The 23,874-nt window shown below is 45.2% G+C and carries 16 protein-coding genes; 10 read left to right on the top strand and 6 right to left on the bottom strand.

The genetic code is table 11. The features are described from left to right. Window positions 1–186: 186 nt before the first annotated feature. Window positions 187–819, top strand: coding sequence for a MarC family protein (locus M5J74_RS02715; protein ID WP_106544073.1), 633 nt, complete (start codon window positions 187–189; stop codon window positions 817–819). A gap of 205 nt (window positions 820–1,024) precedes the next feature. Beyond that, window positions 1,025–1,354 (top strand): co-chaperone YbbN, encoded by a 330-nt coding sequence (locus M5J74_RS02710; protein ID WP_015152594.1) that lies wholly within the window; start codon window positions 1,025–1,027, stop codon window positions 1,352–1,354. A 50-nt stretch (window positions 1,355–1,404) separates the two neighbouring features. Here M5J74_RS02710 and M5J74_RS02705 read toward each other — a convergent pair whose 3' ends face one another. Together M5J74_RS02705 and M5J74_RS02700 are read right to left on the bottom strand one after the other, a co-directional pair. Further along, window positions 1,405–2,130, bottom strand: coding sequence for a VWA domain-containing protein (locus tag M5J74_RS02705; RefSeq protein ID WP_015152593.1), 726 nt, complete (start codon window positions 2,128–2,130; stop codon window positions 1,405–1,407). A gap of 518 nt (window positions 2,131–2,648) precedes the next feature. Beyond that, entirely contained in the window at window positions 2,649–3,074 is a 426-nt protein-coding gene (locus M5J74_RS02700; protein ID WP_039715111.1) for a CAAD domain-containing protein, read from the bottom strand. A gap of 422 nt (window positions 3,075–3,496) precedes the next feature. On the opposite strand from M5J74_RS02700, the gene pds reads away from it, so the two are divergent. The 6 genes from pds to M5J74_RS02670 all read left to right on the top strand — a co-directional run bounded on the left by pds (window position 3,497) and on the right by M5J74_RS02670 (window position 12,058). Then, entirely contained in the window at window positions 3,497–4,939 is a 1,443-nt protein-coding gene (gene pds, locus M5J74_RS02695; RefSeq protein ID WP_015152591.1) for a 15-cis-phytoene desaturase, read from the top strand. Further along, the gene (crtB, locus tag M5J74_RS02690; RefSeq protein ID WP_015152590.1) at window positions 4,923–5,858 is read left to right on the top strand and encodes a 15-cis-phytoene synthase CrtB; all 936 of its coding nucleotides are present in this window, start codon (window positions 4,923–4,925) and stop codon (window positions 5,856–5,858) included. The genes pds and crtB overlap by 17 nt, the downstream gene beginning before the upstream one ends. A 205-nt stretch (window positions 5,859–6,063) precedes the next feature. Continuing rightward, entirely contained in the window at window positions 6,064–7,584 is a 1,521-nt protein-coding gene (gene malQ, locus M5J74_RS02685) for a 4-alpha-glucanotransferase (RefSeq protein ID WP_250015255.1), read from the top strand. A gap of 189 nt (window positions 7,585–7,773) precedes the next feature. Next, the gene (locus M5J74_RS02680) at window positions 7,774–8,652 is read left to right on the top strand and encodes an alpha/beta fold hydrolase (RefSeq protein ID WP_250015253.1); all 879 of its coding nucleotides are present in this window, start codon (window positions 7,774–7,776) and stop codon (window positions 8,650–8,652) included. Window positions 8,653–8,756: 104 nt separating this feature from the next. Continuing rightward, the gene (gene polA / locus M5J74_RS02675; protein ID WP_015152587.1) at window positions 8,757–11,756 is read left to right on the top strand and encodes a DNA polymerase I; all 3,000 of its coding nucleotides are present in this window, start codon (window positions 8,757–8,759) and stop codon (window positions 11,754–11,756) included. A gap of 92 nt (window positions 11,757–11,848) precedes the next feature. Beyond that, on the top strand, window positions 11,849–12,058 hold the full coding sequence (locus tag M5J74_RS02670) for a hypothetical protein (protein WP_015152586.1): 210 nt from the start codon (window positions 11,849–11,851) through the stop codon (window positions 12,056–12,058). 82 nt (window positions 12,059–12,140) lie between these two features. Here the strand turns inward: M5J74_RS02670 and M5J74_RS02665 are convergent, their stop codons facing one another. Both M5J74_RS02665 and M5J74_RS02660 read right to left on the bottom strand, forming a co-directional pair. Next, on the bottom strand, window positions 12,141–14,270 hold the full coding sequence (locus M5J74_RS02665) for a CHASE2 domain-containing serine/threonine-protein kinase (protein WP_106166407.1): 2,130 nt from the start codon (window positions 14,268–14,270) through the stop codon (window positions 12,141–12,143). 241 nt (window positions 14,271–14,511) lie between these two features. Then, window positions 14,512–15,414: a DUF928 domain-containing protein gene (locus M5J74_RS02660; RefSeq protein WP_015152584.1), complete on the bottom strand. Its 903-nt coding sequence runs from the start codon at window positions 15,412–15,414 to the stop codon at window positions 14,512–14,514. Between the two features lie 252 nt (window positions 15,415–15,666). Between M5J74_RS02660 and M5J74_RS02655 the strand changes: the two genes are divergently transcribed. Continuing rightward, window positions 15,667–19,467, top strand: a complete 3,801-nt coding sequence (locus tag M5J74_RS02655) for a filamentous hemagglutinin N-terminal domain-containing protein (protein ID WP_250015252.1) — start codon at window positions 15,667–15,669, stop codon at window positions 19,465–19,467. 1 nt (window position 19,468) lies between these two features. Here M5J74_RS02655 and M5J74_RS02650 read toward each other — a convergent pair whose 3' ends face one another. Then, the gene (locus tag M5J74_RS02650) at window positions 19,469–19,804 is read right to left on the bottom strand and encodes a type II toxin-antitoxin system PemK/MazF family toxin (protein ID WP_371934106.1); all 336 of its coding nucleotides are present in this window, start codon (window positions 19,802–19,804) and stop codon (window positions 19,469–19,471) included. Next, window positions 19,791–20,015, bottom strand: coding sequence for a CopG family transcriptional regulator (locus tag M5J74_RS02645; protein ID WP_250015250.1), 225 nt, complete (start codon window positions 20,013–20,015; stop codon window positions 19,791–19,793). Before M5J74_RS02645 ends, M5J74_RS02650 begins: the two co-directional genes overlap by 14 nt. A 342-nt stretch (window positions 20,016–20,357) precedes the next feature. Between M5J74_RS02645 and M5J74_RS02640 the strand changes: the two genes are divergently transcribed. Further along, the gene (locus M5J74_RS02640) at window positions 20,358–23,861 is read left to right on the top strand and encodes a filamentous hemagglutinin N-terminal domain-containing protein (protein WP_250015243.1); all 3,504 of its coding nucleotides are present in this window, start codon (window positions 20,358–20,360) and stop codon (window positions 23,859–23,861) included. Window positions 23,862–23,874: the final 13 nt, after the last annotated feature.

Below are 23,874 nucleotides of genomic sequence, written 5' to 3'. Positions count from 1 at the left end.
TCTGTGTAGTAACGCTCGGCGAGTCAAACTAGGTAAGGGTAGGATACTGATGATGATTCTATGAGCGTAGGGCAATAGATTTTCTTAATTTCTGTGTGAGGGCGATCGCATTTTTTGGAGTTGTTAAATGGGGAAAAGTCCTCATAAGAGAGAATAAAAAATAACGATTTTTATCCTAAATCAACCGTGTCTTCCCTCATTATTAGAACATTTTTGACTTTATTTGTCGTCATCGACCCCATCGGCTTAGCACCGATTTTCGTCACATTAGCCGGAAATCGTGCTTCTCACGAGCAAATTAAGATCGCCCGAAAAGCAGTTTTAGTCGCTGGCGGAATTGTATTAGCTTTTGCTTTAGTAGGTTCTCTATTACTGAGTTACTTACACATCAGTATTGAAGCTTTTCAGGTTGCAGCTGGGGTATTACTATTTAAAATTGCGGTAGACATGGTATTTGCGCAACGGGAACGGGAAACAGAAGCAGAAGAAAAAGAGGCACAGCTCAGACAAGATATCAGCGTTTTTCCCCTAGCAATTCCGCTCATTGCTGGTCCCGGTACTTTGGCTAGCGTACTGATTTTGGTGAATGAGGCTAGCTCCTATACTCTCGGTTTAGTGATTGTATTAGCGATCGCCGCAGTTGTACTGTTAACTGCCTATATTTTTCTCTGTCTGTCGCCCCGTTTAGCACGAATTTTGGGACAAACGGGAGTGAATGTCATCACGCGGGTTTTGGGAGTCTTACTAGCAGCTTTAGCCGTACAGTATATTGCCAATGGGATTATTGTTTTGCTCAGAAGTGCTTTGAATAATTCTTAAATTAGTAAGTATTGAGTAGGGGCGCACAGCCGTGCGCCCGTGCAGTAGTAGGTAGCATCGAATCTATCTTATGGGCGATGATTTATTAGAGACCATCGCTATCATGTAGACGGAGCAAAATAATGTTACGTTTTGCGATCGGCGATCGCGAGCTTGTATTTTACGCCACCAATTGTTAGCTAGAAATGCGGAGCAGAAGCTATTTATGATACTAGAACAACACATAAAATTAGAAGAGCTGATTTCTAGCTCAGAATCACCAGTTTTAGCTGTATTTTCTGCTCCTGGCTGCGGTCCCTCTCGATTGCTAGATGCTGTTTTAGCAGATGCAATCTCTCATTTGCCGCAAAAGCCACAAATTGTCAGAATTGACAGCGAACAAAATTCAGCTTTGTCCGATCGATATCAAGTTCATGCATTGCCTACGCTATTAATTTTTAAAAACGGGCAGTTAATAGGAAGAATTGAAGAAGAGAGGATAGAAGATTTACTACCAGCAGCGCATCTACTGCAACGTTTACAGGCAATATTATGAGTAGAGGCACAAAACATGCCTCTACTTAATACGGTAAGCTTTTAGGAACACTATGCTCCAGTCCAAGTCACTGGAGGTAAAGGTAATTGTTCGTCCATCTGAGCTGACTGAGAAACTTGTTGCATACTTGCCGAGAGCCAAACAAACAACTCTTTAAAGTTTAGCCCTTTAAGTTTGAGGGGATCGCGCACGGAAATTTGACTGAGGCGACTCAGATCCGCCGCTTCTACACCAACAGCAAAGAAGGCTACGTGCTTGTTTGCTTCATCATCTCTAATCCTTTGGGTGGCTTGCTCGATCAATTCCTCGGCTTCTCCTTGAGGTTCGCCATCGGTGATCAAAAATAGCCACGGACGATAGTAGGAAACTCCATGTTCGCGGTACAATGCTTTGCGAATCTGAAGCATATCCAATCCCCGCAAAATTGCTTCACCCATGTGTGTTAAGCCTTTCGCTTTCAGTACGGGTGGTTGAAAATCGTCAGCCGTGACAAAATCTTGAACAATTTCAACATCGCTATTAAACGTGACGATCGCCACTTCGACTCGCTTTTTTGCTAAGCTATCGCGATCGAGTTCTTGTTGAAAAGTTCGTAAGCCTTCATTTAAAGCATCCAGTGGTTCCCCTTTCATAGAACCAGAAGTATCGAGCAGCAAAATGCACGGACAACGGGGTTCTGGATTTTCGGCAAACTCAACCGCATCTTCTAGAATCGATGGTGTTGTACTATCGCCAGCGGATTTGGACAGTAGCGATCGCGGATTCCAAACTTTCATGAAGCACCTCCAACTTTTTTTGCCTGCAAAACTACGTTCGGAAGATAATCTGTGTATTATTTCGTGCTACGGTGACACGAACTGAAAAGCGATCGCTTCATACAATTCATACAACAAAAGGGTTTGCTAATGCATTCTAAAAAAACGACCGCCCGATATTGAGTATATTTTATGACTCAATTAAGCTTAATAAATTGCTATTGAAGACTTCAAGCCAAAGAGTAGCGATTTCGGAAACAAAGCTAAATTGATTTGGTTGCTGAAGCATGGGTAAGAAGTAAGATGTATGTTTCCACCATCGTTTCAAAAGAGTCTGTCTTAACTGCTACAAAAGTCTAAAGCCTGCAAACAAAATACTGTGCTTGCAGGCTTGAATCGAGTGAATTCAGTGATTTTTAAGGCTGATGTAGTGAAAGACAACTCAATTGCCTTAAGATCTAAAGGCGTTAGCGTTCGCGTAGCTTGCTTCTCCGAAGGAGTAGTGTAGCGCAGCGTTTAGCGCAAACGTTGTTATCGCGCTATTTCTCTAGTTCACCCAAAAACCCTTGCCATTTTTGCGCTAATTCTTGCCGCGTAGAAGGTTTGAGCAAGTAGCGGCTGACAAACCAAGCTGAGTAGCCAATCCCAATCAGCTGAAAAGTCGGCTCCAACAGAGGAACATCATTCAACGCATCCATAACAGCCAGTACAACGCGCAGAGAGACAATTGCACCTACAATGATCAGAATGCTGATAATTGCCTGTCTGTATCTATTAAAGAAATCTTTTAAGATCCCAAACATGTTGGATAAAAATGTCAAGACTTGGGATACGATCCACTCGCCTTTCTTAATAGATTGGGTAGTAGGTGAAAACTGAGATTCTGATGACACAGTGCTTAATGCAGTTGATTCCTCTGGGGAAGTGGGATTTGAATTTTCGATTTGCTGCATTTGGGCTTCCATAGTTAAATTTTGTGAATGTAGCTTGAAAAAATTGCGGCTTATCAGTCGTCAGACACCTTCAATATTATCCCATTCAGTCTAGCAGTCATCTATCGATTGAGTTACGACCAAATACTAACTTGAAAGCAATGCTAGCTCGACTACAAAATCATTTTGAATTCAAGCGTTACATCTCATCAAAATTTAAGATTCTATTTTCAGTTATCAGGGACTAGTGGCTAGTGACTAGTCCCTGGTGGCTAGAGATTAAGAATCTTGTCACGCACCACGCACCACGACGCAGCTAAAAGGCGCGAAGACGCTTCGCCGCTCGCTGCTTCACCCCACGCACCACGTACCACTAAAAAATAACTACCAAATGTAACGGAATGCAAAGTATAATGAGACCGAGTAAATGCTGAATTTAAGGGCAATAACAGTTGATGCGAGTAGCGATCGCTGGGGCAGGACTCGCAGGGCTTTCCTGCGCTAAATATCTGACTGATGTGGGTTATACCCCCATCGTCCTAGAAAGCAGAGATGTACTAGGTGGATTAGTCGCAGCATGGCAAGACGCAGATGGCGACTGGTATGAAACGGGGCTGCACGTCTTTTTTGGGGCATATCCCAACATGTTGCAGCTGTTGAAAGAATTGGGGATTGAAGATCGCTTGCAGTGGAAAAAACACACGATGATCTTCAATCAGCCGGAAAAGCCAGGGACATACAGTCGCTTTGATTTTCCTAACTTGCCAGCACCCTTCAATGGAATCGCCGCAATTTTGCGGAATAACGACATGCTAACCTGGGGGGAAAAAATTCAACTGGCTAAGGGACTAGTCCCAGCGATGCTGCGGGGACAAAAGTATGTCGAGCAAACTGATAAGTATACCTTCTCTGAGTGGTTGAAGCTGCAAGGCGTGAGCGAAGAGGTGCAACAAGACATCTTTATTGCTGCTTCTAAGTCACTCAATTTCATCAATCCTGACGAAATCTCAGCTACGGTGCTTCTAACAGCGCTCAGCCGCTTTTTGCAGCAAAAAGATGGCTCGAAAATGGCATTTTTAGACGGTTCTCCGCCAGAGCGCCTGTGTCAACCGATGGTAGATTACATTACTCAACGCGGTGGCGAAGTGCGGTTGAATGCGCCTCTTAAGGAAATCTTACTGAACCCCGATGGTACAGTAAAAGGATTTGCTATCAGAGGCTTGAACGGGGCAGCCGACTACGTAGAAACGGCAGATTTATACGTCAGTGCCACATCCGTAGACGTGCTGAAAAAATTGATTCCAACTCCTTGGAAACAATTAGAGTATTTCCAGCAGTTAAATGGGTTAGAAGGCGTACCCGTGATTAACATCCAGTTGTGGTTCGATCGCAAATTGACAGATATAGACCAGCTATTATTTTCGCGATCGCCACTGTTAAGCGTATATGCCGACATGAGCAATACTTGTCGCGAATATGCCGATCCCGACCGCTCGATGCTGGAATTAGTCTTGGCTCCGGCTCAAGATTGGATTCATAAATCCGATGAAGAGATTTTACAGGTAACTCTAACAGAGCTAGAAAAACTGTTTCCGCAACACTTTGGCAGCGACAATCCTGCTGGGTTGCGAAAATATCATGTCGTAAAAACACCTCGCTCCGTGTATACAGCAACACCAGGACGACAACAATATCGTCCCAGTCAGGCATCGCCAATTAGCAATTTTTACTTATCTGGTAGTTACACCATGCAACCTTATCTAGGTAGTATGGAAGGTGCTGTACTTTCTGGTAAGCTGACAGCGCAGGCAATTGCTAGAGCTGCTAGCGAAGTGAATTCCCAAACCAGTACGCCCACGCTCAATACTCAGCCTGCAACAAATGCTGCAACTGCCTGATTCCCCCTCGTGCATGAAAAAGCTCGCCTCTGTGGAGGATTCCTACGAACTGTGTCGCCAAATCACGGCAAAGTATGCCAAGACATTCTATCCTGGCACGCTACTGATGAAAGAGGCAAAGCGCCGACGAGCTATGTGGGCAATTTATGCCTGGTGTCGCCGCACTGATGAATTAGTTGATGGTCCGGCTGCTGCCATTACCACCTTAGAAACTTTAGATCGGTGGGAGCAGCATCTAGAATCGGTGTTTGCGGGTCATCCTTTGGAAGACTACGATGTGGCGTTGGTCGATGCTTTGCAGAACTTCCCACTAGAGATTCAGCCGTTTCGAGATATGATTGCCGGACAGCGCATGGATCTGTGCTGGAGCCGCTATAAAACTTTTGAAGAGTTGCATCTGTACTGTTATCGCGTTGCCGGAACGGTGGGTTTGATGTCTACAGCAGTCATGGGTGTAGATACCACAAGAGACACGGCAGCTTGGAATCAGGACAAAGAACCGTATATTCCTACAGATGAAGCGATCGCCTTGGGGATTGCTAGTCAACTGACTAATATTCTGCGAGATGTCGGGGAAGATGCAAGACGAGGCAGAATTTACATTCCCTTAGAGGATTTAGCCAAATTTAACTACACTGAGCAAGATTTATTTAACGGAGTGGTGGACGATCGCTGGCGAGAACTCGTGCGCTTTCAAATCCGTAGGACACGCGAGGTTTATGCTAAGGCAGAAAAGGGAATCAGCTATCTAGCTCCTAGCGCCCGTTTGCCTGTATGGTCAGCCTTGATACTTTACAGTCAGATTTTGGATCGAATCGAACGCAACCAATACGACGTGTTTCGGCAAAGGGCGTATGTTCCTAATTTGCAAAAGCTCTGTTCCCTACCAACAGCCTTGCTACGGGCGCAAGTGCTTTAACTAGGGAGTAGGAAGTAGGGAAAGAAAAGACAAGGAAGACAAGGGGGACAAGGAAGACAAGGGGGACGAGGGAGCAATTCTTCTAGTCACTAGCCACCAACCACTAGTCACTGATAACTGTAAATCTTAACCAGAGATAGGGATAAAACCTCCCTACGGCGTGGTAGATTTTTGGCTGTTGCCTGCTGTTACCATTCGATAATCTATGCCGACTTTTCCCAGAGCCGCTGGAATTTTGCTGCATCCGACTTCCCTACCCGGTCGCTTTGGTATTGGCGACCTCGGTTTAGCTGCCTACCGTTTGATTGATTTTTTAAGCAATAGTTACCAGCAACTCTGGCAGGTTCTACCCTTGGGACCTACAGGCTACGGTAATTCTCCTTATATGTGCTATTCGGCAATGGCAGGAAATCCGTTGTTAATTAGCCCAGAACAATTACAAGAAAATGGGTTGCTCAGTCAAGAAGATTTTGCCAATTTACCTGAGTTCGAGAGCGATCGCGTAGAATACGATCGCGCGATTGAAATTAAAATTCCTTTATTGCGTAAAGCCTGCGAGAATTTTCGCAATAACGCCTCAGAATTACAGCAGCAAGAATTTGCTGGCTTTTGTAGAGCCAAAGGCTATTGGCTAGATGACTACGCCCTATTTATGGCGCTCAAAGATGCCTTAGAGGATAAGAGTTGGTACGACTGGGAACCAGAAATCGCCCGCCGTCAACCGGAAGCAATGGAAAAATGGCGACAGCAGTTAGATGGCGAAATTTTTTATCAAAAATTCATCCAGTTTGAATTCTTCCAGCAGTGGTCAAAACTGAAGCGCTATGCCAACATGCACGGCATTCAAATTATTGGCGATATCCCCATCTACGTAGCGCATGACAGTGCTGATGTCTGGGCAAACCCCGAAATCTTCTGTCTGGATGAGGAAACGGGTGCGGCGGCTTTGATGGCGGGAGTTCCACCCGATTACTTTAGCGCCACGGGACAATTGTGGGGCAACCCCGTCTATAACTGGGAGGCATTGCAGCAACAACACTTCAAATGGTGGGTGCAGCGATTTGAGGCGATGTTAGATTATGTCGATATCATTCGCATCGACCACTTTAGAGGTTTTGAGTCGTACTGGGCGGTTAAAGAAGGCGAAACTACCGCAATTAACGGGACTTGGATTGAAGCGCCAGGGGTAGAGTTATTTGAAGCGATCGCCCAGCAGTTGGGTAAGTTACCCGTATTAGCTGAAGACTTGGGAATTATTACTCCAGAGGTGGAAGCATTACGCGATCGGTTTGAATTTCCAGGCATGAAGATTTTACAATTTGCCTATGGTTCCGATGCTGCAAATCCTTACTTACCTTTCAATTACCCCCGCAACTGCGTCGTCTACACCGGAACCCACGATAACGATACGAGCGTAGGTTGGTTTAACACCGCTTCTGACTACGAAAAACAGAGACTTTTACTCTATATGGGTTGTATTAGTCCTGACGGTATCCATTGGGACTTAATTCGGCTAGCCTTTAGTACTACGGCAAATCAAGCCATCATTCCCTTACAGGATATTTTAGGCTTGGGAAGCGAAGCGAGAATGAACGTTCCCAGTCAAGCCGAGGGGAACTGGGCTTGGCGCTATCAACCCGATGTGTTAACGCAAGAATTAAGCGATCGCCTGAAGTTATATACCGAACTGTACGGACGCGCCCCGCAGGTAACTCATGGGGGATGAGGAGACAAGGGAGGCAAGGAAGACAAGGGAGACAAGGGGGACAAGGGGGAACTCGCTCTTCCCCACGACCGAAGGGAGTGGGGATTAGGGGGCGAAGGGGGACAAGGAAGCAGGTGAGCAGGTGGGCAATTACTGATTACCAATCACCACTCTTCACTGATAACTGACAACTGATAACTGATAATTGAAATGTTTCCCTCTTTTCTCCCATCTCAAGTGCAGTTGTTGCAACAGCCTGAGTCAATTGCTTTAGCGCAAAAGATCGAACGTCACGCGATCGCAACTCCTATATATTCTGGGGCGATCGCGACGAGTTTTGTCCGTCAAGGTGAGGGGAATATACCGATCCTATTGCTACATGGTTTTGATAGTTCGGTATTGGAGTTTCGCCGTCTCATTCCACTTTTAGCAGCACAGCATGAAACTTGGGCAGTCGATCTGTTAGGCTTTGGTTTTAGCGATCGCCCACGGGGAATCCACTACAATCCAGAAACAATTAAAACTCATCTTTATTACTTTTGGAAAATACTGATTGACAAACCAGTTATTTTAGTAGGTGCTTCGATGGGTGGGGCGACGGCGATCGACTTTACCCTCACTTATCCCCAAGCTGTAAAACATTTGGTATTAATTAATAGTGTCGGTTTTAGTGGCGATTTTCCCTTGGGTCAGTTTTTGTTTTTTCCGCTCGATTATTTAGCTGTAGAATTTTGGCGACAGCGAAAAACACAAGCATTGAATTTGGGTACTAGTTTGGGAAATTTAACTCCATTTGAAATAGACGCGATCCGTTGTGCTTTATTACATACAGAAATGCCTAGATGGTCGGAAGCGATGGTAAGTTTTACGAAAAGCGGCGGTTATGGAGAAATAGTCAACAAAATTGCCAAAGTCGATAAGCCAACTACAATTTTGTGGGGAGATAGAGACGAGACTTTAGGTGTGGCTGATGCGATGAAATTTAAACAGGCGATCGCGCATTCTCAATTAATTTGGTTAAAAAATTGCGGTCACGTTCCTCAAATAGAACAACCGGAAATTATTGCTAATTATATTGGATGTGTTTGAACCACAATATTATCGTCAGGGCGGGTTTTTAAAAAATCTCTACATTTAGGATAAATCGTCTCGATAAACCCGCCCCTACAATCTAACATCGCTAGAATAGGCTTATGACTCAAGCTGCATCCGATCCTACTCCTGCTAACAGTACCGCACCACAGCGCCCCACGTTTATTTTAGTAGACGGGCATTCTTTAGCTTTCCGTTCTTATTTCGCCTTTGCCAAGGGACGAGATGGCGGACTGCGGACGAAAACGGGGATTCCAACGAGTGTTTGTTTTGGTTTCTTGAAGTCATTGCTGGAGGTGATGGCTACTCAAAAGCCAGAAGCAATGGCGATCGCCTTCGATCTGGGTTTACCAACATTTCGCCACGAAGCCGACGACACCTACAAAGCAGATCGTCCCGGGACACCGGAAGATTTCGTCCCCGATTTGAAGAATTTGCATGAATTACTTGCTGGACTTGCTGTTGAGGTCTTGACCGCACCCGGGTTTGAAGCGGATGATATTTTGGGGACTCTAGCGTTACGAGCGAGTGAAGCCGGATATCAGGTAAAGATTTTGACAGGCGATCGCGATTTATTTCAACTTGTCGATCCCGAAAAAGCAATTAGCGTCTTATATCTCAGTACGGCTTTTATTCAGCGCAACAACACTGGTACGGCTGAATTTAGTGTAGAACAAGTACGAGAGAAAATGGGTGTTTCACCATCACAAGTTGTTGATTTTAAAGCTTTGTGTGGCGACCCATCTGATAATATTCCAGGTGTGAGGGGAATCGGGGAAAAAACTGCGATACAACTCCTCAGTACTTATGACAATTTAGATAATGTATATGCTTCGATTGACCAAATTAAAGGTGCTACTAAAAAGAAGTTAGAAGAAGGTAAAGAAGCAGCTTATCACTCTCGCCACTTGGCACAAATTGTTTTAAATGTTCCGCTAGAAGTTGAATTAGAAAACTGTAAACTTAGAGGATTCGATCGCACCATCCTCGAACCAATTTTAGAAAAGTTAGAATTTAGAACTTTCTTAGGAAAAGTCAATCAGTTACAGCAGCAATTTGGCGGCGAGTTTGAAGACAAGGGAGACAAAGAGGACAAGGGAGACAAAGAGGACAAGGGAGACAAGGAGGACGATTACCAATTACCAATTACCAATTACCAATCGGATGACGATTTATGGTTTTTCAGTGCAGAAGATACGGAGGTGGCGCAGCAACAATCGCAGTCGCCAATTCAACCCCAAATTATCGATACTGCGGCTAAATTGACGGAATTAGTTAAGAGGTTGCAAAAATATACTGATGCAACTCATCCTGTGGCTTGGGATACGGAAACGACAGATTTAGAACCACGGGATGCAGAATTAGTTGGAATTGGCTGCTGTTGGGGAAATGCCTTAGATGACATGGCGTATATTCCAGTCGGTCATCAAGATGGTAATAATTTAGATAAGGCAACAGTTTTAGAACAACTACGTCCGATTTTAGAGAGCGATCGCTATCCAAAAGCGTTACAAAATGCTAAGTTCGATCGCTTAGTTCTACGCTGTCAAGGAATTAAACTAGCTGGAGTTGTTTTCGATCCGTTATTAGCAAGTTATGTCTTGAATCCAGATTCAGATGTGACTCGCAATTTAGGCGTACTTGCCGATCGCTATTTAAAATTAGATACTGTTAGTTATTCAGAATTAGTTCCCAAAGGTCAGACTATTGCCGATATTGATATTTCTAGTGTCGCCGATTACTGCGGCATGGATGTTTATGTCACGTATCAATTAGTGGCGAAATTACGAGCAGAACTCGATAAAATTCCGATTATGCACAAGCTGTTACTGGAGGTAGAACAACCTCTAGAACCAGTTTTAGCAGAAATGGAATATACGGGAATTAGAATTGATAGCAATTATCTGCATGAATTTTCTAAACAACTCGAAGCAGATTTAGCCCGATTAGAAGAAAAAGTCTATGCTGTAGCTGGTGAAAAGTTTAATTTAGGTTCGCCTAAAAAACTCAGCGAACTCTTATTCGACAAGTTGAAATTAGACCGAAGAAAGTCACGTAAAATTCAAACTGGTTATTCGACAGATGCGGCGACACTAGAAAAATTACAAGGCGATCATCCAGTTGTAGACGCAATTTTAGAATATCGCACTTTGGCAAAGTTAAAATCTACTTATGTCGATGCTTTACCAGCTTTGGTGCGTCCAGATACTCACCGAGTGCATACAGATTTCAATCAAACTGCAACATCTACAGGGCGATTGTCTTCTTCTAATCCCAACTTACAAAATATCCCGATTCGGACGGCGTTTAGTCGGCAAATTCGTAAAGCTTTTCTACCTGAATCAGGTTGGTTAATGGTAGCAGCCGATTATTCTCAAATTGAATTGAGAATTTTAGCGCATTTGACACAGGAACCTGTTTTAGTTTCGGCTTACCAGAATAACGAAGATATCCACACAGTCACGGCAAAACTTTTGTTTGAACAAGAGACTGTCACTTCAGAACAGCGCCGTTTGGGTAAGATTATTAATTTCGGTGTGATTTACGGCATGGGGGCGCAAAGATTTGCGCGAGAAACGGGTATGAAAGCCGCAGATGGTAAAATCTTTATTGAGAAATTTAACCAAACATATCCGAAAGTATTTGCCTACTTACAAGGGATTCAAAAAGATGCGATCGCCAAAGGATATGTAGAAACCATTTTAGGACGCAGGCGCTATTTTAATTTTACCAGCGATCGCTTACGAAAACTCTTAAATGCAAAACCCGAAGATATCGATCTTGATAGTATCAAAGGACTATCAGCTTACGATGCCGGATTGCTACGGGCGGCGGCTAATGCCCCAATTCAAGGATCGAGTGCAGACATTATCAAAATTGCTATGGTAAGACTGCATGAATTATTACACAACTATCAGGCACGTTTACTATTACAAGTCCACGACGAATTAGTATTTGAAATTCCTCCTCATGAATGGGAAGAACTGCAACCGCAAATTAAAACGACAATGGAAACAGCCTTAGAACGTACAGACGTTGATTTTAGCGTTCCCTTATTCGTTGATGTCCGCGCCGGACAAAATTGGATGGAAACGAAATAAATCGCACTGTGTATATTTAGCTATAATTATTGACAAATAACGTTGGTTCATCCTAGACTCAAACATACTTAATTGAATAAACCGGAGGAGTTATGAATCTTTCGGAAAAGAATGAATTTTTAAATCGATTAGACAAGTTCGACTATTTGAGCGAACTAGAAGAGACAGAACTAAACGCGATCGTCGGTGGTGCGGTGGGTGCTACGTCAGAGGTAACATATGTATCGCCTGCTTATGCAGATGAATTGGTGCAGCTAGCAGCAGCGTTGGACGTAGATGTTGAAACGCTACTATTGCAGTAAAACTGTTGTCGATACATCGCGTCTGATGGAACACATGCCGCGCGATGCCAATATTTTGACTTTTAACTTTTAGCGTTTGACTTTAATATATATAAACGCTTTCCAATGCTCTTAGGACTGCGGTTGCTGATTGAAATCGATTGCTGGGATAATAACGCACCATTTTATTTAAAATAGCTGCTAGCGTATCATTGATTGCAGGGACGTGGTGTCGCCAAATTACCTCATGGGTTGTGGGATCTTCGTCTAATTCTGTTGGGGGAATTCCGGTTACAGCTTGAATGCCAATTGTACCGAGGGCGTAAATGTCACTGCTAAATACAGGTTTACCAAAAAACTGTTCTGGCGCAGCATATCCCATTGTACCGATCGCCACGGTGTATTTTTCCTGCGCCATCGTGATTTGAGTTTGCAATTGTTTGACGGAACCGAAATCAACTAAAACTAAACTATTATCCGATTGTCTTCTAATAATATTGCTGGGTTTAATATCTCGATGAATGACGCTGCGCTGATGAATAAAGTCGAGGACGAGTAGAACATCTTTTAAAAGTGCTACAACTTCAGTTTCAGATAAGCGTTTACCTGGAACCAATTCTTCACTCAAGGGGTGTCCTTGGATGAATTCTTCTACTAAATAGAATTGTCGATCTTGCTCGAAGTAAGCTAGCAATTGAGGAATGCGATCGAAGCTTCCCAATATTTCTAAAGCTTCTGCTTCAGACTGAAACAAGCGCCGCGCCAGTTGCATATATCTCTCATCGCTGGATGGAATCAGCTGCTTGACAACGCAATAAGGTTTACCCGGACGTTGAGTATCTTCGGCGAGAAAAGTATGACCGAACCCACCCGCACCGATATTGCGCACAATTTGGTATCGTTCCTTTAATATGGTTCGAGTTGATTGAGTGCCTGCGGCTGTGGTGGGTGATGAAAAGGATTGTTCCGCAGAATTGTTTGTTTTTGCTCCACTTGGACGCGCTTTAAAGTAGGCTTGATAAGCCACGATCGCCCCACTTGTTCCCACTAAACCAAGTGCTGGAGGGACGAGGGGAATCCAGCCTTTTTGGAGAAATAAGACAAAACAAATACTACCCAATCCTAGTAAAGCACTTGCCCCAATGACTCCCAGCAGCCAGGAGGGACGCACGTACCAGGCGATCGCCCCACCTAATAGAGACCACGCCCAAATCCAGAGAATTTCTGTGGTTTCCGACCAATACCAAAATAGCGATCGCCCATCTAATGTCGTACTCAGCAGTTGGCTTAAAATCTGCGCGTGGACGAGTACGCCTGCCATTTTTCCTTTCGTTTCCGGCTGCTGGCTGAGGTCGTAAGGTGTATAAAAATAATCTTTGATCTCCGTCGCCGTTACGCCGACGAGAACGATTTTATCTTCCACCCAGCTAGGGTTAATGGAATCAGAGAGAACGTCACTGAGCGATACCTGGCGAGCGACGGCAGTGGGGGAGCGATAATTGATTAAGACTTGATATCCTCTCGCATCAACATTTTGATAACCACTACTATTACTGGCGATCGCGGGAAAAGTTGCCGTGCCGATCTTTAAATTCTTATCTGGAGTTAGTTGCGCTCGCACACCTTGTTGGCTGAGGTATTTTAGCGCTAGTTGCAAGCTAAAGGAGGTCGTAGCAGGACACTTAGAGGTTTTTTCTGGGGTCATGAACAGCAAACCCCGCCGGACTACCCCATCTCGGTCTAGGACTAAATCGCTAAATCCCAAACGAGTTTTAGGCACTACTGTCGGTGGTGCGACTCCCAAACCCTTATCGTCTCCCACTTTACACACCGCGACAATGTTATCGTTGACCTGCAAGCGCGCGGTGAGTTCTGCGTTACCTGGTTCTACGGGTAAATCGCGATAAATATCTAAGCCGATGATGCGAGGGCGATACTGTTTGAGTTTTTGTAAAAGCTGGTCTATGGTGCGATCGGATGCGGGCCAGCGATCCAGTGCTTGAATATCGTCTTGCGTGACTGCAACCACCAGCAAGCGCGGATCGGAACCTTCGTCAGGGTGCAGTTGAACGAAGCGATCGAAATAGTTTAGCTCCAGTCCTTCTAGCCGTCCTAAGTGACGCACGCCAATAACCAAGCCACAGACGGCTGCGCTAGCAACTAATATGGGCGGTATCGCCTCTGTAATTTTACGTAGACGACTTGATTGAGAAGCTTTGAATAATAAGCGCATATTTATATTGATTTATCATATCTGGCGTTATGACTGTCGTTGGTCATTAGAGAGTGGCTAGTGGTTGGTGGCTAGTAGCTAGATTCTTGTTCCGGTCTAGCCACCAGTCACTAGTCACTAGTCACTGACAACTGACCATTAGCAAGAATTCCCTAAGCACGTCCATAATTATCGTAATCATGGGGCGCTGTAGGGACAAGGGGCATACTTGCTTTGTTCGAGCGAGTGAGTTGAACGAATCTTAGTTCAGCAATACAATTGGAGCCTGAGCAACTGCACCCAATCCTACAGATTTGAGTAAATCCGACCATTCTCGGGATACGGTTGAATTATTGGGTGTTGATTGACGGCTTGCCACCATTGCCGCTACAGTATCGTACCAAATGCCATTTGCAGCATATAAAGAGACGCGATCGCTCGGTTTAGCTTTTTGAATTTCGCTTTGCAGAATCGGATCGGCTTCAACTCGTTGAATCCAGCCGTCTACAACTACGTCTGCCGAACGGTCTTTTGGATCGCAGATCATGGAGAAATACCATTGATAGTTTTTCCCCGTCTCTAGAGATGGCGCACCTGGCATTTTAGCCATGTTGACGCTGACAATCCCTGAAGTTTTTGGCGAAGCAACAATAGATTTGTGCAGGATCTTTTGTTTATCGTTGAGTAAGACTAATTCTAGCTGTTCGGCTTTATTTGCAGGTACGTAGAACGATAAGGTCGGTTGAGCGGCGATCGTCGTTCCCGTATTAGTATTTGGAACTAAAGCTGTGAGTGCTTGTTTGCCACTAAAACAGCCCCGCGTTGCACCACCGACACGGTTTCCTGGCGCGCCCCACTCCGGGGGTACGAAGGAAATTGTCGCTTCGCCGCGCTGCGAAAGATAGCTACTGATGTTGTTAATTGCTTTAGTAGCGTAGGGGTTTCCTTGCCGGAGGTTGAGAGCCTTGCGAAAATTGACTAGAGCTGTTTCATAGTCTCTTTGAGCAGTGGCAAGATAGCCTTGTCGCATGAAGTTATCGTAGTCGGACTGGGCGTTTTGGACTGCTTTAGCGGGTGCAGCCTGCGTCGTTGCAGGGACTACAGGGGCAAAACAACCAATTGCCAAGATCGGGATTACGTACTTCAGCCACGGTTTAATCTTCATTGCAGTTCTCCGTAGACAGATATTTTTTATACCGATTAGCTTTTCTGGATAGAAATTCAACTAAGCCAGAGGGTAGCAAACGACGCGATCGCACTTCAATTAGGAGGAAGTTGATTTAAGTATTCTTATAATACGGCTTTCCCCCAATTGAAAGTTCGGTTCGTTCATTTATTGTAAATACTACAAAATCATGTGGAATTTTTCCTGAAGATGGTGTATGTCTTCGGGAAATGTGATGAATAGCACATTTTTGTGCTGGTGGTGTGGGGAAATGGCGCGATCGCAATTTCTCCAGATTTCAGGGCTTTATTTTGTTATGGCGACTATTTTATAGTTATTGGTGGTTTGGCATCTGTCATCGGTATTAACCTAAATATTTATATAGCAGAGATGTATTTGCAAATATCTTCAGTTTCTGGGCGCTGGTGCGTGCGGCTAGGTTTGGCTTGGGCGATAACTTCGTTAAGCTTCGCTAACGCATTTGGGGGTACTGTTACGTTTGGGAGTACTGCGCTGGCTCAAGTTGTTCCAGACAATACTGTCGGTTCTGCTGTCAGCGGTGTAGGCAGTGAGCAGACAATTACTGGTGGAACTAGGCAGGGTGGGAATTTATTCCACAGTTTTGATCGGTTTTCTGTGCCTACCAATGGAGCAGCTATTTTTAACAATGCTCTAGATATTCAAAATATTCTTAGTAGGGTTACGGGTGGCTCCATATCTAATATTGATGGTTTGATTCGAGCCAACGGAGCAGCTAACTTATTTTTGCTCAATCCCAATGGGATTGTTTTCGGTCAGAATGCCAGATTGGATGTTGGTGGTTCGTTTATTGCTACTACGGGTAGCAGTATCAACTTCGCCGATGGGACGCAGTTTAGTGCTACTCCTGGTACAGGTGCGCCATTACTCACTGTCAGCGTTCCCTTGGGTTTGCAGTTTGGTGCTGGTGCAGGGGAGATTGTCAACCGTGCTAGCGGCGTAGGTTTGCAGGTAGGTGCTGGGAAAACTTTAGGATTGATTGGCGGTAACGTTAATTTGGAAGGCGGACGGTTAACTGCTAGAGGCGGACGAATAGAGCTAGGTGCAGTTGCCGCTCCCGGAGTGGTAGGAATTAACCCCGATCTCAGTGGTTTCCGCTTCAGTTTTCCTACAAATTTAGTTTTAGGAGACATATCGCTGACAACAGATGCATCAGTATCGCCGCCACGACTAGCTTTGGTTGATACAAGGGCTGGAGGTGGCGGTAGTATTGCCACAAACTCTCAAAACCTAAGTCTTGCTCAAGGGAGTCAGATGTTGGCTGGAATACGCTCAGGGTTGGGTTCGCCTGATAGCAAGGCGGGAAACATCGATATCAATGCAACAGGAAGGATTGCTCTTGCTGATGGGAGCTTAATCACTAATTCAGTGGAAAGTAGAGCTATCGGCGACAGCGGAGATCTAAACGTTACAGCTGGAACGCTTGAGTTGACTGGCGGCGCACAGCTAAGTAGTAACACCTTTGCACAGGGAAATGCTGGCAATATTACTATCAATGCCAGTAACATTACTTTTTCTGGGGTGAGTAACGGATTTACTAGCGGAGTTCTCAGTAATGTAGAGGCTGGAGCAATAGGCAATGGTGGCACTATTAATATAGAGGCGGACTCTCTGAGCCTAACTGATGGTGCTCAAATTCAAGCCATTCTCCGTGGTGCATCTGATGAGTTAGGTGGCGCAGAGGGCAGTGGTGGAAAGGTAAACATTGATGTGCGCAATTTGTTTAATGCTAGCGGCAGCAACGGTAGGTTTTCCAGTGCTGTTTCTACCACGGTAGAACCTGGAGCAAAAGGTAGGAGTGGTGATATTGATGTTAAAGCAGGAACTCTTTATTTGAGTAATGGCGCTCAGTTGCGTACAAATACTTTCGGTACTGGAAATGCAGGCAACATAAAGATTGATGTTGGTGGAGCAGCCATTTTTACTGGTGTGGCTAATGACAAAAGTGGAGTCTTCAGTTCGGTAGAAAACATTGGTGTAGGAGAGGGAGGTGACATCAGTCTAAATAGTGGAACCCTATCCATAGCAGATGGTGCTCAAGTCAATGCCACCTCTATAGGTAGGGGAGATGCAGGTAACGTGACGATTGATGTCAATGAGCAAATTGAAATTAGTGGGACAGGTCCACAATTTGCAAGCGGAGTCTTCAGTAACGTCGAAGATAACGGTGTGGGCAAGGGTGGTGATGTCAGAATTAATATCAGAAATGGCTCTTTATTCCTTACAAACGGTGGACTTATTTCTGCCAGCAGTACAGGCGACCAAGGAGTTGCAGGAAATGTAACAATCACCGCAAGCGATCGCGTCTCAATTGATGGAGTTCGGACTGTGCGGACATCTAATGGAGAAGAAACTTTTTCTAGTGCAATATTCAGCTATGTAGGACTTCCAGATTCTCAAGGCGATCTCGCAAGTGGCAATATTAATATCAAAGCGCGATCGCTCGCCGTGACCAACCAAGGCAAAATAGAAGCTTCAACCTTTGGGCAAGGCAATGCAGGCAATATTCAAATTGATGTCACCAATTCTGACGAATCCGCTTCTATTACTGGTAGCTCAATTATTCGCGCTGCCTCCTTTAGTGCAGGAAATGCAGGCAACATAACCATCACTGCTGATGGTGAAATTTCTCTTGATACAAATAGCGTCATAGCCAGCAGTGTAGAACAAATATTCCAGGAAACAAGCGATCGCAGAGGAGGCGATATCACCATCAAAGCGCGATCGCTATCAATAGACAATGGTGCGCAGATGAGCGCTAGTACCTTTGGAACAGGAAATGCGGGCAACATCTTTTTGCGAGTCGATGATTCTATTTCGCTGTCAAATAGCAGTTCGATCTTCAGTGCTGCGAGTCCTGACGCAGAGGGAAACAGCGGCACAATCGATCTTAAAGCGCACTCGCTAACTTTAACCAATGGTGGTGTATTAAGTGTAACTAACTTTGGTCAAGGGAATGCAGGGAACATTTATGTTGATGTCAGTGATAATATTCTCTTCGAGGGGGTGGGTGAATTTTCAGATGGAGTATTTGCAAGCGGAGTTTACAGTGCTATAGGAGAACAAGGCAGGGGTAGAGGAGGAAACATTAGCCTCAAAGCTAAATATTTGTCTCTCATGGATGGTGGTATTATTTCTGCGAGTGCTGTTGGTCGAGGAGATGGAGGCGACATTGTTGTAGACGTTCGCACCCTTGACCTTGATAGTGGTGGTATCTTTGCTGAATCCACATCAGGCAATAGTGGGGATATCCGATTGCAAGCTAGTAAAAGTGTTAGGCTACGTAACGATAGTCTTATTTCTACCTCAACTGGCAGTGGGAATGGTGGCAACATTACAATCAATTCTCCCTTAGTCATTGCAGAATTTCGAGGTAATAACGATATCTTTGCTAATGCTTTCGATGGTGAGGGCGGTGAAATAAAGATTAATGCTCAAAGCATTTTTGGACTGAAACAACGCACTGGTGAAGAACTTCAGCCAGAACTCCAAAGGCGATTTGGAACTGCTACTCCTACAACACTACAACTTCAGGAGTTTTTGGGTAGCTTGGCTGACAATGATGTTGCTGCAATTTCCCTCAATAATCCTTCCTTCAGTGGCAATGTTAGCTTCAATGCTGACTACATCGACCCCAGCCGCGATATTGTGGAACTACCAACAGGACTAGTCGATGCTTCCTCTTTAGTCGCAGCAGGATGCCCATCTGGAGCCGAAAATCGCTTCACCGTCGCCGGACGTGGCGGATTACCCCCCGCACCGGGAGATAAACTCAGTTCTGATGCCCTCCTCACCGATTGGGCAACCCTGCAAACACCGGAAACCGAAAACCGTGCCGCAGTAGCAACAACTACCCCAGTAGCAACTAATACTACACCTACACCCCCCGTAGAAACCATAACTGAAGCCACATCCTGGCAATACGATCGCAATGGCGCGATCATTCTCACTAGCGGCGATACCACATCACCAAGTCATTTAAAGGAAACACTAACTTCCTGCCCTAGTTCCTAAATCAAAGCTGAAGATGTAGCTTGATGGCGTTATCTACTAATGCCATCATTTCTTTGCTTAAGCAACCAATGCATTCACCGTCAAGACGCTGTTTTGAGATGGTACGAATTTGTTGTGCTTGAACTTTAGACGATTTTGTCAAACCGCTATCTTTTGGTTCTAGCTTCACTTCAAACGGGTAAATGCGACTTACATTTGATGTAATTGGCAGTACTGTAACCATATCAGCAGCCCGATTATTCGCATTATTACTAACAATTAGTACGGGGCGGCGCTTGCTGATTTCAGAACCAATTGTAGGGTTAAGATTAGCGCAATAAATCTCACCACGTTTCATCGGCAAGACCATCAGCAACAGTCACTTCCCAATCAGGATCGATTTCCTGGTTTGCTTCGCGATAAGCTGCTTCTAACTCCTGCTGCTGTAACAACTGCAAAGCTGTTTCAATTACCTGAGAGCGGGATTTATGCTGATGCGTGTTTTTGTAAGTTTCAATAAATCTCATCAAAGATGAGGAGAGAGAGATGGAAATTTTTTCTGTAGCCACTTAGTAGTACCACATAGAATACTTTTCCATCCTACTAAAGATACTACTTTTGTTCCCCCCCTTGGAAAGGGGGGCTAGGGGGATCTGCGGCTTTCAATTGGATGAAATACACAGACTGTAGGGGCGCACAGATGTGCGCCCCTACCAGCGTTATATATGCGATTGCGAATTACTGTAGATAAAAATAATGCGATCGCAACGTTTGCGCTTCTCTACACCCCTGCAAGCATTCTTAATCACAGACAGATGACTTTTCTGGCAATATCACTTTAGGCAGTGTAGCCTTGGATACTGAGTTACTTGTCAAAAAAAGTACAAGCAGAATGAGCGAGGAGGGGAGAAATGACGCGAATTTTTTGGCGTGAGGTAGTGCGACTAGGACTAGTTAGCGTGGTGATAGGAAGTACAGCGTTTGGGAGTACTGCGCTGGCTCAAGTTCCACCGGATAGCCAACTTAGACCTGATAATACTCTAGGTGTAGATAATTCCATAGTCAACTCCAGCCCAGATGGTATAGATACAATCTCTGGTGGAGCCACGCGGGGAAGTAATTTATTTCATAGCTTCGAGCAATTTTCCATCCCCAATGGACGAGCAGCTTTATTTGATAACGGAGCCAATATTCAAAATATTCTCACCAGAGTTACGGGTGGCTCCAGATCTGAGATTGACGGAATTTTAGCCGCAAGAGGCACGGCGAATTTATTCCTACTCAATCCCAATGGGATTATTTTTGGTGAAAATGCCAGACTCATAGTCGGTGGTTCCTTCATTGCCACGACAGCTAGAAGTATTAATTTTGCTGATGGCACGCAGTTCAGTGCTACACCAGGTACGGGTGCGCCGCTACTCACCGTCAGCGTTCCTTTGGGTTTGCAATTCGGTACGAATCCAGGGAATATCGTCAATCGTGCTAGTACTTTTGGTTTACAGGTACAGCCTGGGAGAACCATAGGACTAATTGGTGGCAATGTCAGCTTGGAAGGTGGGGACTTAACTGCTGCGGGTGGACGAGTAGAATTAGGTGCAGTTGCTGCCCCAGGCGTGGTAGGAATTAACCCCGATCTCAGTGGTTTCCGCTTCAGCTTTCCTACAGATTTAACCCTATCAGACATATCGCTAACAAACGCAGCCAATGTGAGAACAGTTGCTAGCAATGGTGGTAGCATGAGCGTCAATGCTCGTAACCTAAGTATTTCAGATAGAAGTAGCTTGGTGACTGGAATATTTCAAGGGACAGTTGACTCTCAAGCAGGAAATATAGAAATTAATGCTAGAGATACAGTCACCGTAGACGGCACGAGTTCCTCAACTTCTAGTAGCGGTATCCAAAACTCAACATTCGGCTTGGGAAATGCTGGTAATATCTCGATCGCCACAGGTTCTTTAAATATTATCGGTAATGCTCAGATTGGTTCTATTACCAACGGACAGGGTAATGCTGGTAGGGTAGATATCCAAGCCAGAGATCGAGTGTCTATTAACGGAGCTAGTGGTGGATTACTGAGCGCTGTAGCACCATCCGGTACTGGCAATGGTGCTGATATTAGCGTACGTGCAGGCTCGCTGTCCCTTTCCAACGGGGGGCTGATAGCTACTTCAACTCTTGGTAGAGGGAATGCGGGAAATATCCAAATTGAGATCGCGGGAGATATTTCTGTGAGTGGAGGCTCGGTGTTGCAGGCTGCTTCCTACAGTCAGGGAAATGCTGGGAACGTCACAATTACGGCTGGCGATCGCATTTCTTTTGATGGGGGTGCAGTAGCAAGCATTTTAGCTCTACCATCAGACTTGCCGAATAACTCTACTTTAGGCGAGATTCCACAGGTACAAAGCGATCGCGTCGGTGGCAACATTCGCATTAATGGGCGATCGCTGTCGTTAATAAATGGAACGCAAATAGCGACTTCAGTTAGACAAAAAGGTAATGCTGGCAATATAGAAGTCAATACCACCGAGGGTATTTCTGCTAGTGGCGGTTCGATATTGCAGGCTATTTCTGCTGGTGGAGGTAGTGCAGGTAATATCGCAATTACGGCTGGCGATCGCGTTTCTTTTGATGGAGTAGGTTCTAATGGCTTACCTAGTTCAGTCTTAAGCGTGTTGGATCAAACATCTGAGCTAGAAAGCGGGCGTAGAGGTGGCGATATCAAACTCAAAGCGCGATCGCTCTCTTTGACTAATGGCGCTCAATTCACGACTAGTACCTCGGGGCAGGGCAATGCAGGTAATGTAGAGATCGATGTGAGTGATGCTGTCAACTTTGTTGGGGTAAGCGAGGTCAATCCAAACTTCAGAAGTGGCATTTTTAGCACCGTAGAAGCGACTGGCAAAGGCAGAGGGGGTGATGTGAACTTGAGTGCTGGATCGCTATCCATCATTGATGGCGCTCAAGTCAATGCTAACTCTGGGGGTGAGGGAGACGCAGGTAACATTGCAATTAATGTGAAAAATGATACTAATCTCGATGGTACAGGACCTTTGTTTGGTGGCGGGATCTTCAGCAATTTGGAAGGAGGCGTAGGCAAAGGTGGCAATGTCAGCGTCACAACTGGCTCTTTGTCGTTAAAAAACGGAGCCAATATCTCTGCTAGCACCTTTAGTCAAGGAGATGCTGGTAGCGTCACGCTTGATGTCCGCGATCTCCTCTCCATTGATGGAACGAGTAATAGAGGATTTAGTAGTGGGGTGTTCAGCGCCGTTCAACAGCAAGCTGTAGGGAATGGTGGCAACGTCAATGTAGCAGCTGGCTCTATATCCTTAACTAATGGTGGTATTGTCTCTGCTAGCTCTCTCGGTCAAGGCAACGCTGGCAACGTCACGATTGATGCTCGCGATGCTATTGTTTTGGATGGTGTGGGAACCAATAACCTTCCCAGTAGTGTTTTCAGTAGTGTTTCGGGAACTTCAGAGCTGTCAGGCGATCGCCAAGGTGGAGATATTCGGATTCGGGGGCGATCGCTCTCTTTAACTAATGGCGCTCAATTGAATACCAGCAACGCGGTGCGGGGTAGTGCAGGTAATATCGATGTAGATGTGCGATCGCTCAACCTCGATCGAGGCAACATTTTTGCTATCACCACTTCAGGTGACGGGGGAAATATTCGACTGCGGGCTAGTAAAGAATTACGACTACGCAACAACAGTCAAATCTCAACTACAGCAGGTACGAATCAACAACCTGGCGATGGGGGCAATATTACAATTGACTCTCCCCTCATCATTGCTAACTCTAATGGTAATAACGATATTACTGCTAATGCTTTTCTTGGCAGTGGTGGTAGAGTCGATATTACAACCGATAGCATCTTTGGATTCACGCAACTTACACGTCAAGAACTCCAAGCTTTGTTGGGGAGTGACGATCCGACACAGCTAGATCCCAGTCGCCTGCCCAGTAACGATATTACAGCCATTTCTCAAACTAATCCCTCTCTTAGCGGCACTGTTACTTTCAATGCTGCCGATATCGATCCCAGTCGCGATATTGTAGAACTACCTACGGGATTGGTCGATGCTTCCACATTAGTCGCAGCCGGGTGTCCTTCGGGAGTAGAGAATCGATTTGCTGTCACCGGACGCGGCGGTTTACCTCCTTCCCCTGGAGATAAACTCAGTCCTGACGCTCTCCTCACAGATTGGGCAAGTTTGCAAACGCCGGAAACTCAAAACCGTGCCGCAGTAGAGCCAACTATCTCCAAGGCAGATCGGACAACAACTCCTGTAGAACCTATTCAGGAAGCCACATCCTGGCAATTCGATCGCGATGGCAAGGTGATTCTAACGACTGCACCCTTAGCTACTACACGCAGATATAATCCACCTACCTCCTGCCAAGGTTCGTAAACTTTACGAGCTA

Origin of the sequence: Chroococcidiopsis sp. CCNUC1, from assembly GCF_023546805.1 — a bacterium.
Lineage (GTDB): Bacteria > Cyanobacteriota > Cyanobacteriia > Cyanobacteriales > Chroococcidiopsidaceae > Chroococcidiopsis > Chroococcidiopsis thermalis.
Note: the sequence above shows the minus strand (reverse complement) of the source record. Positions and strands in the feature narration are given on the sequence as shown.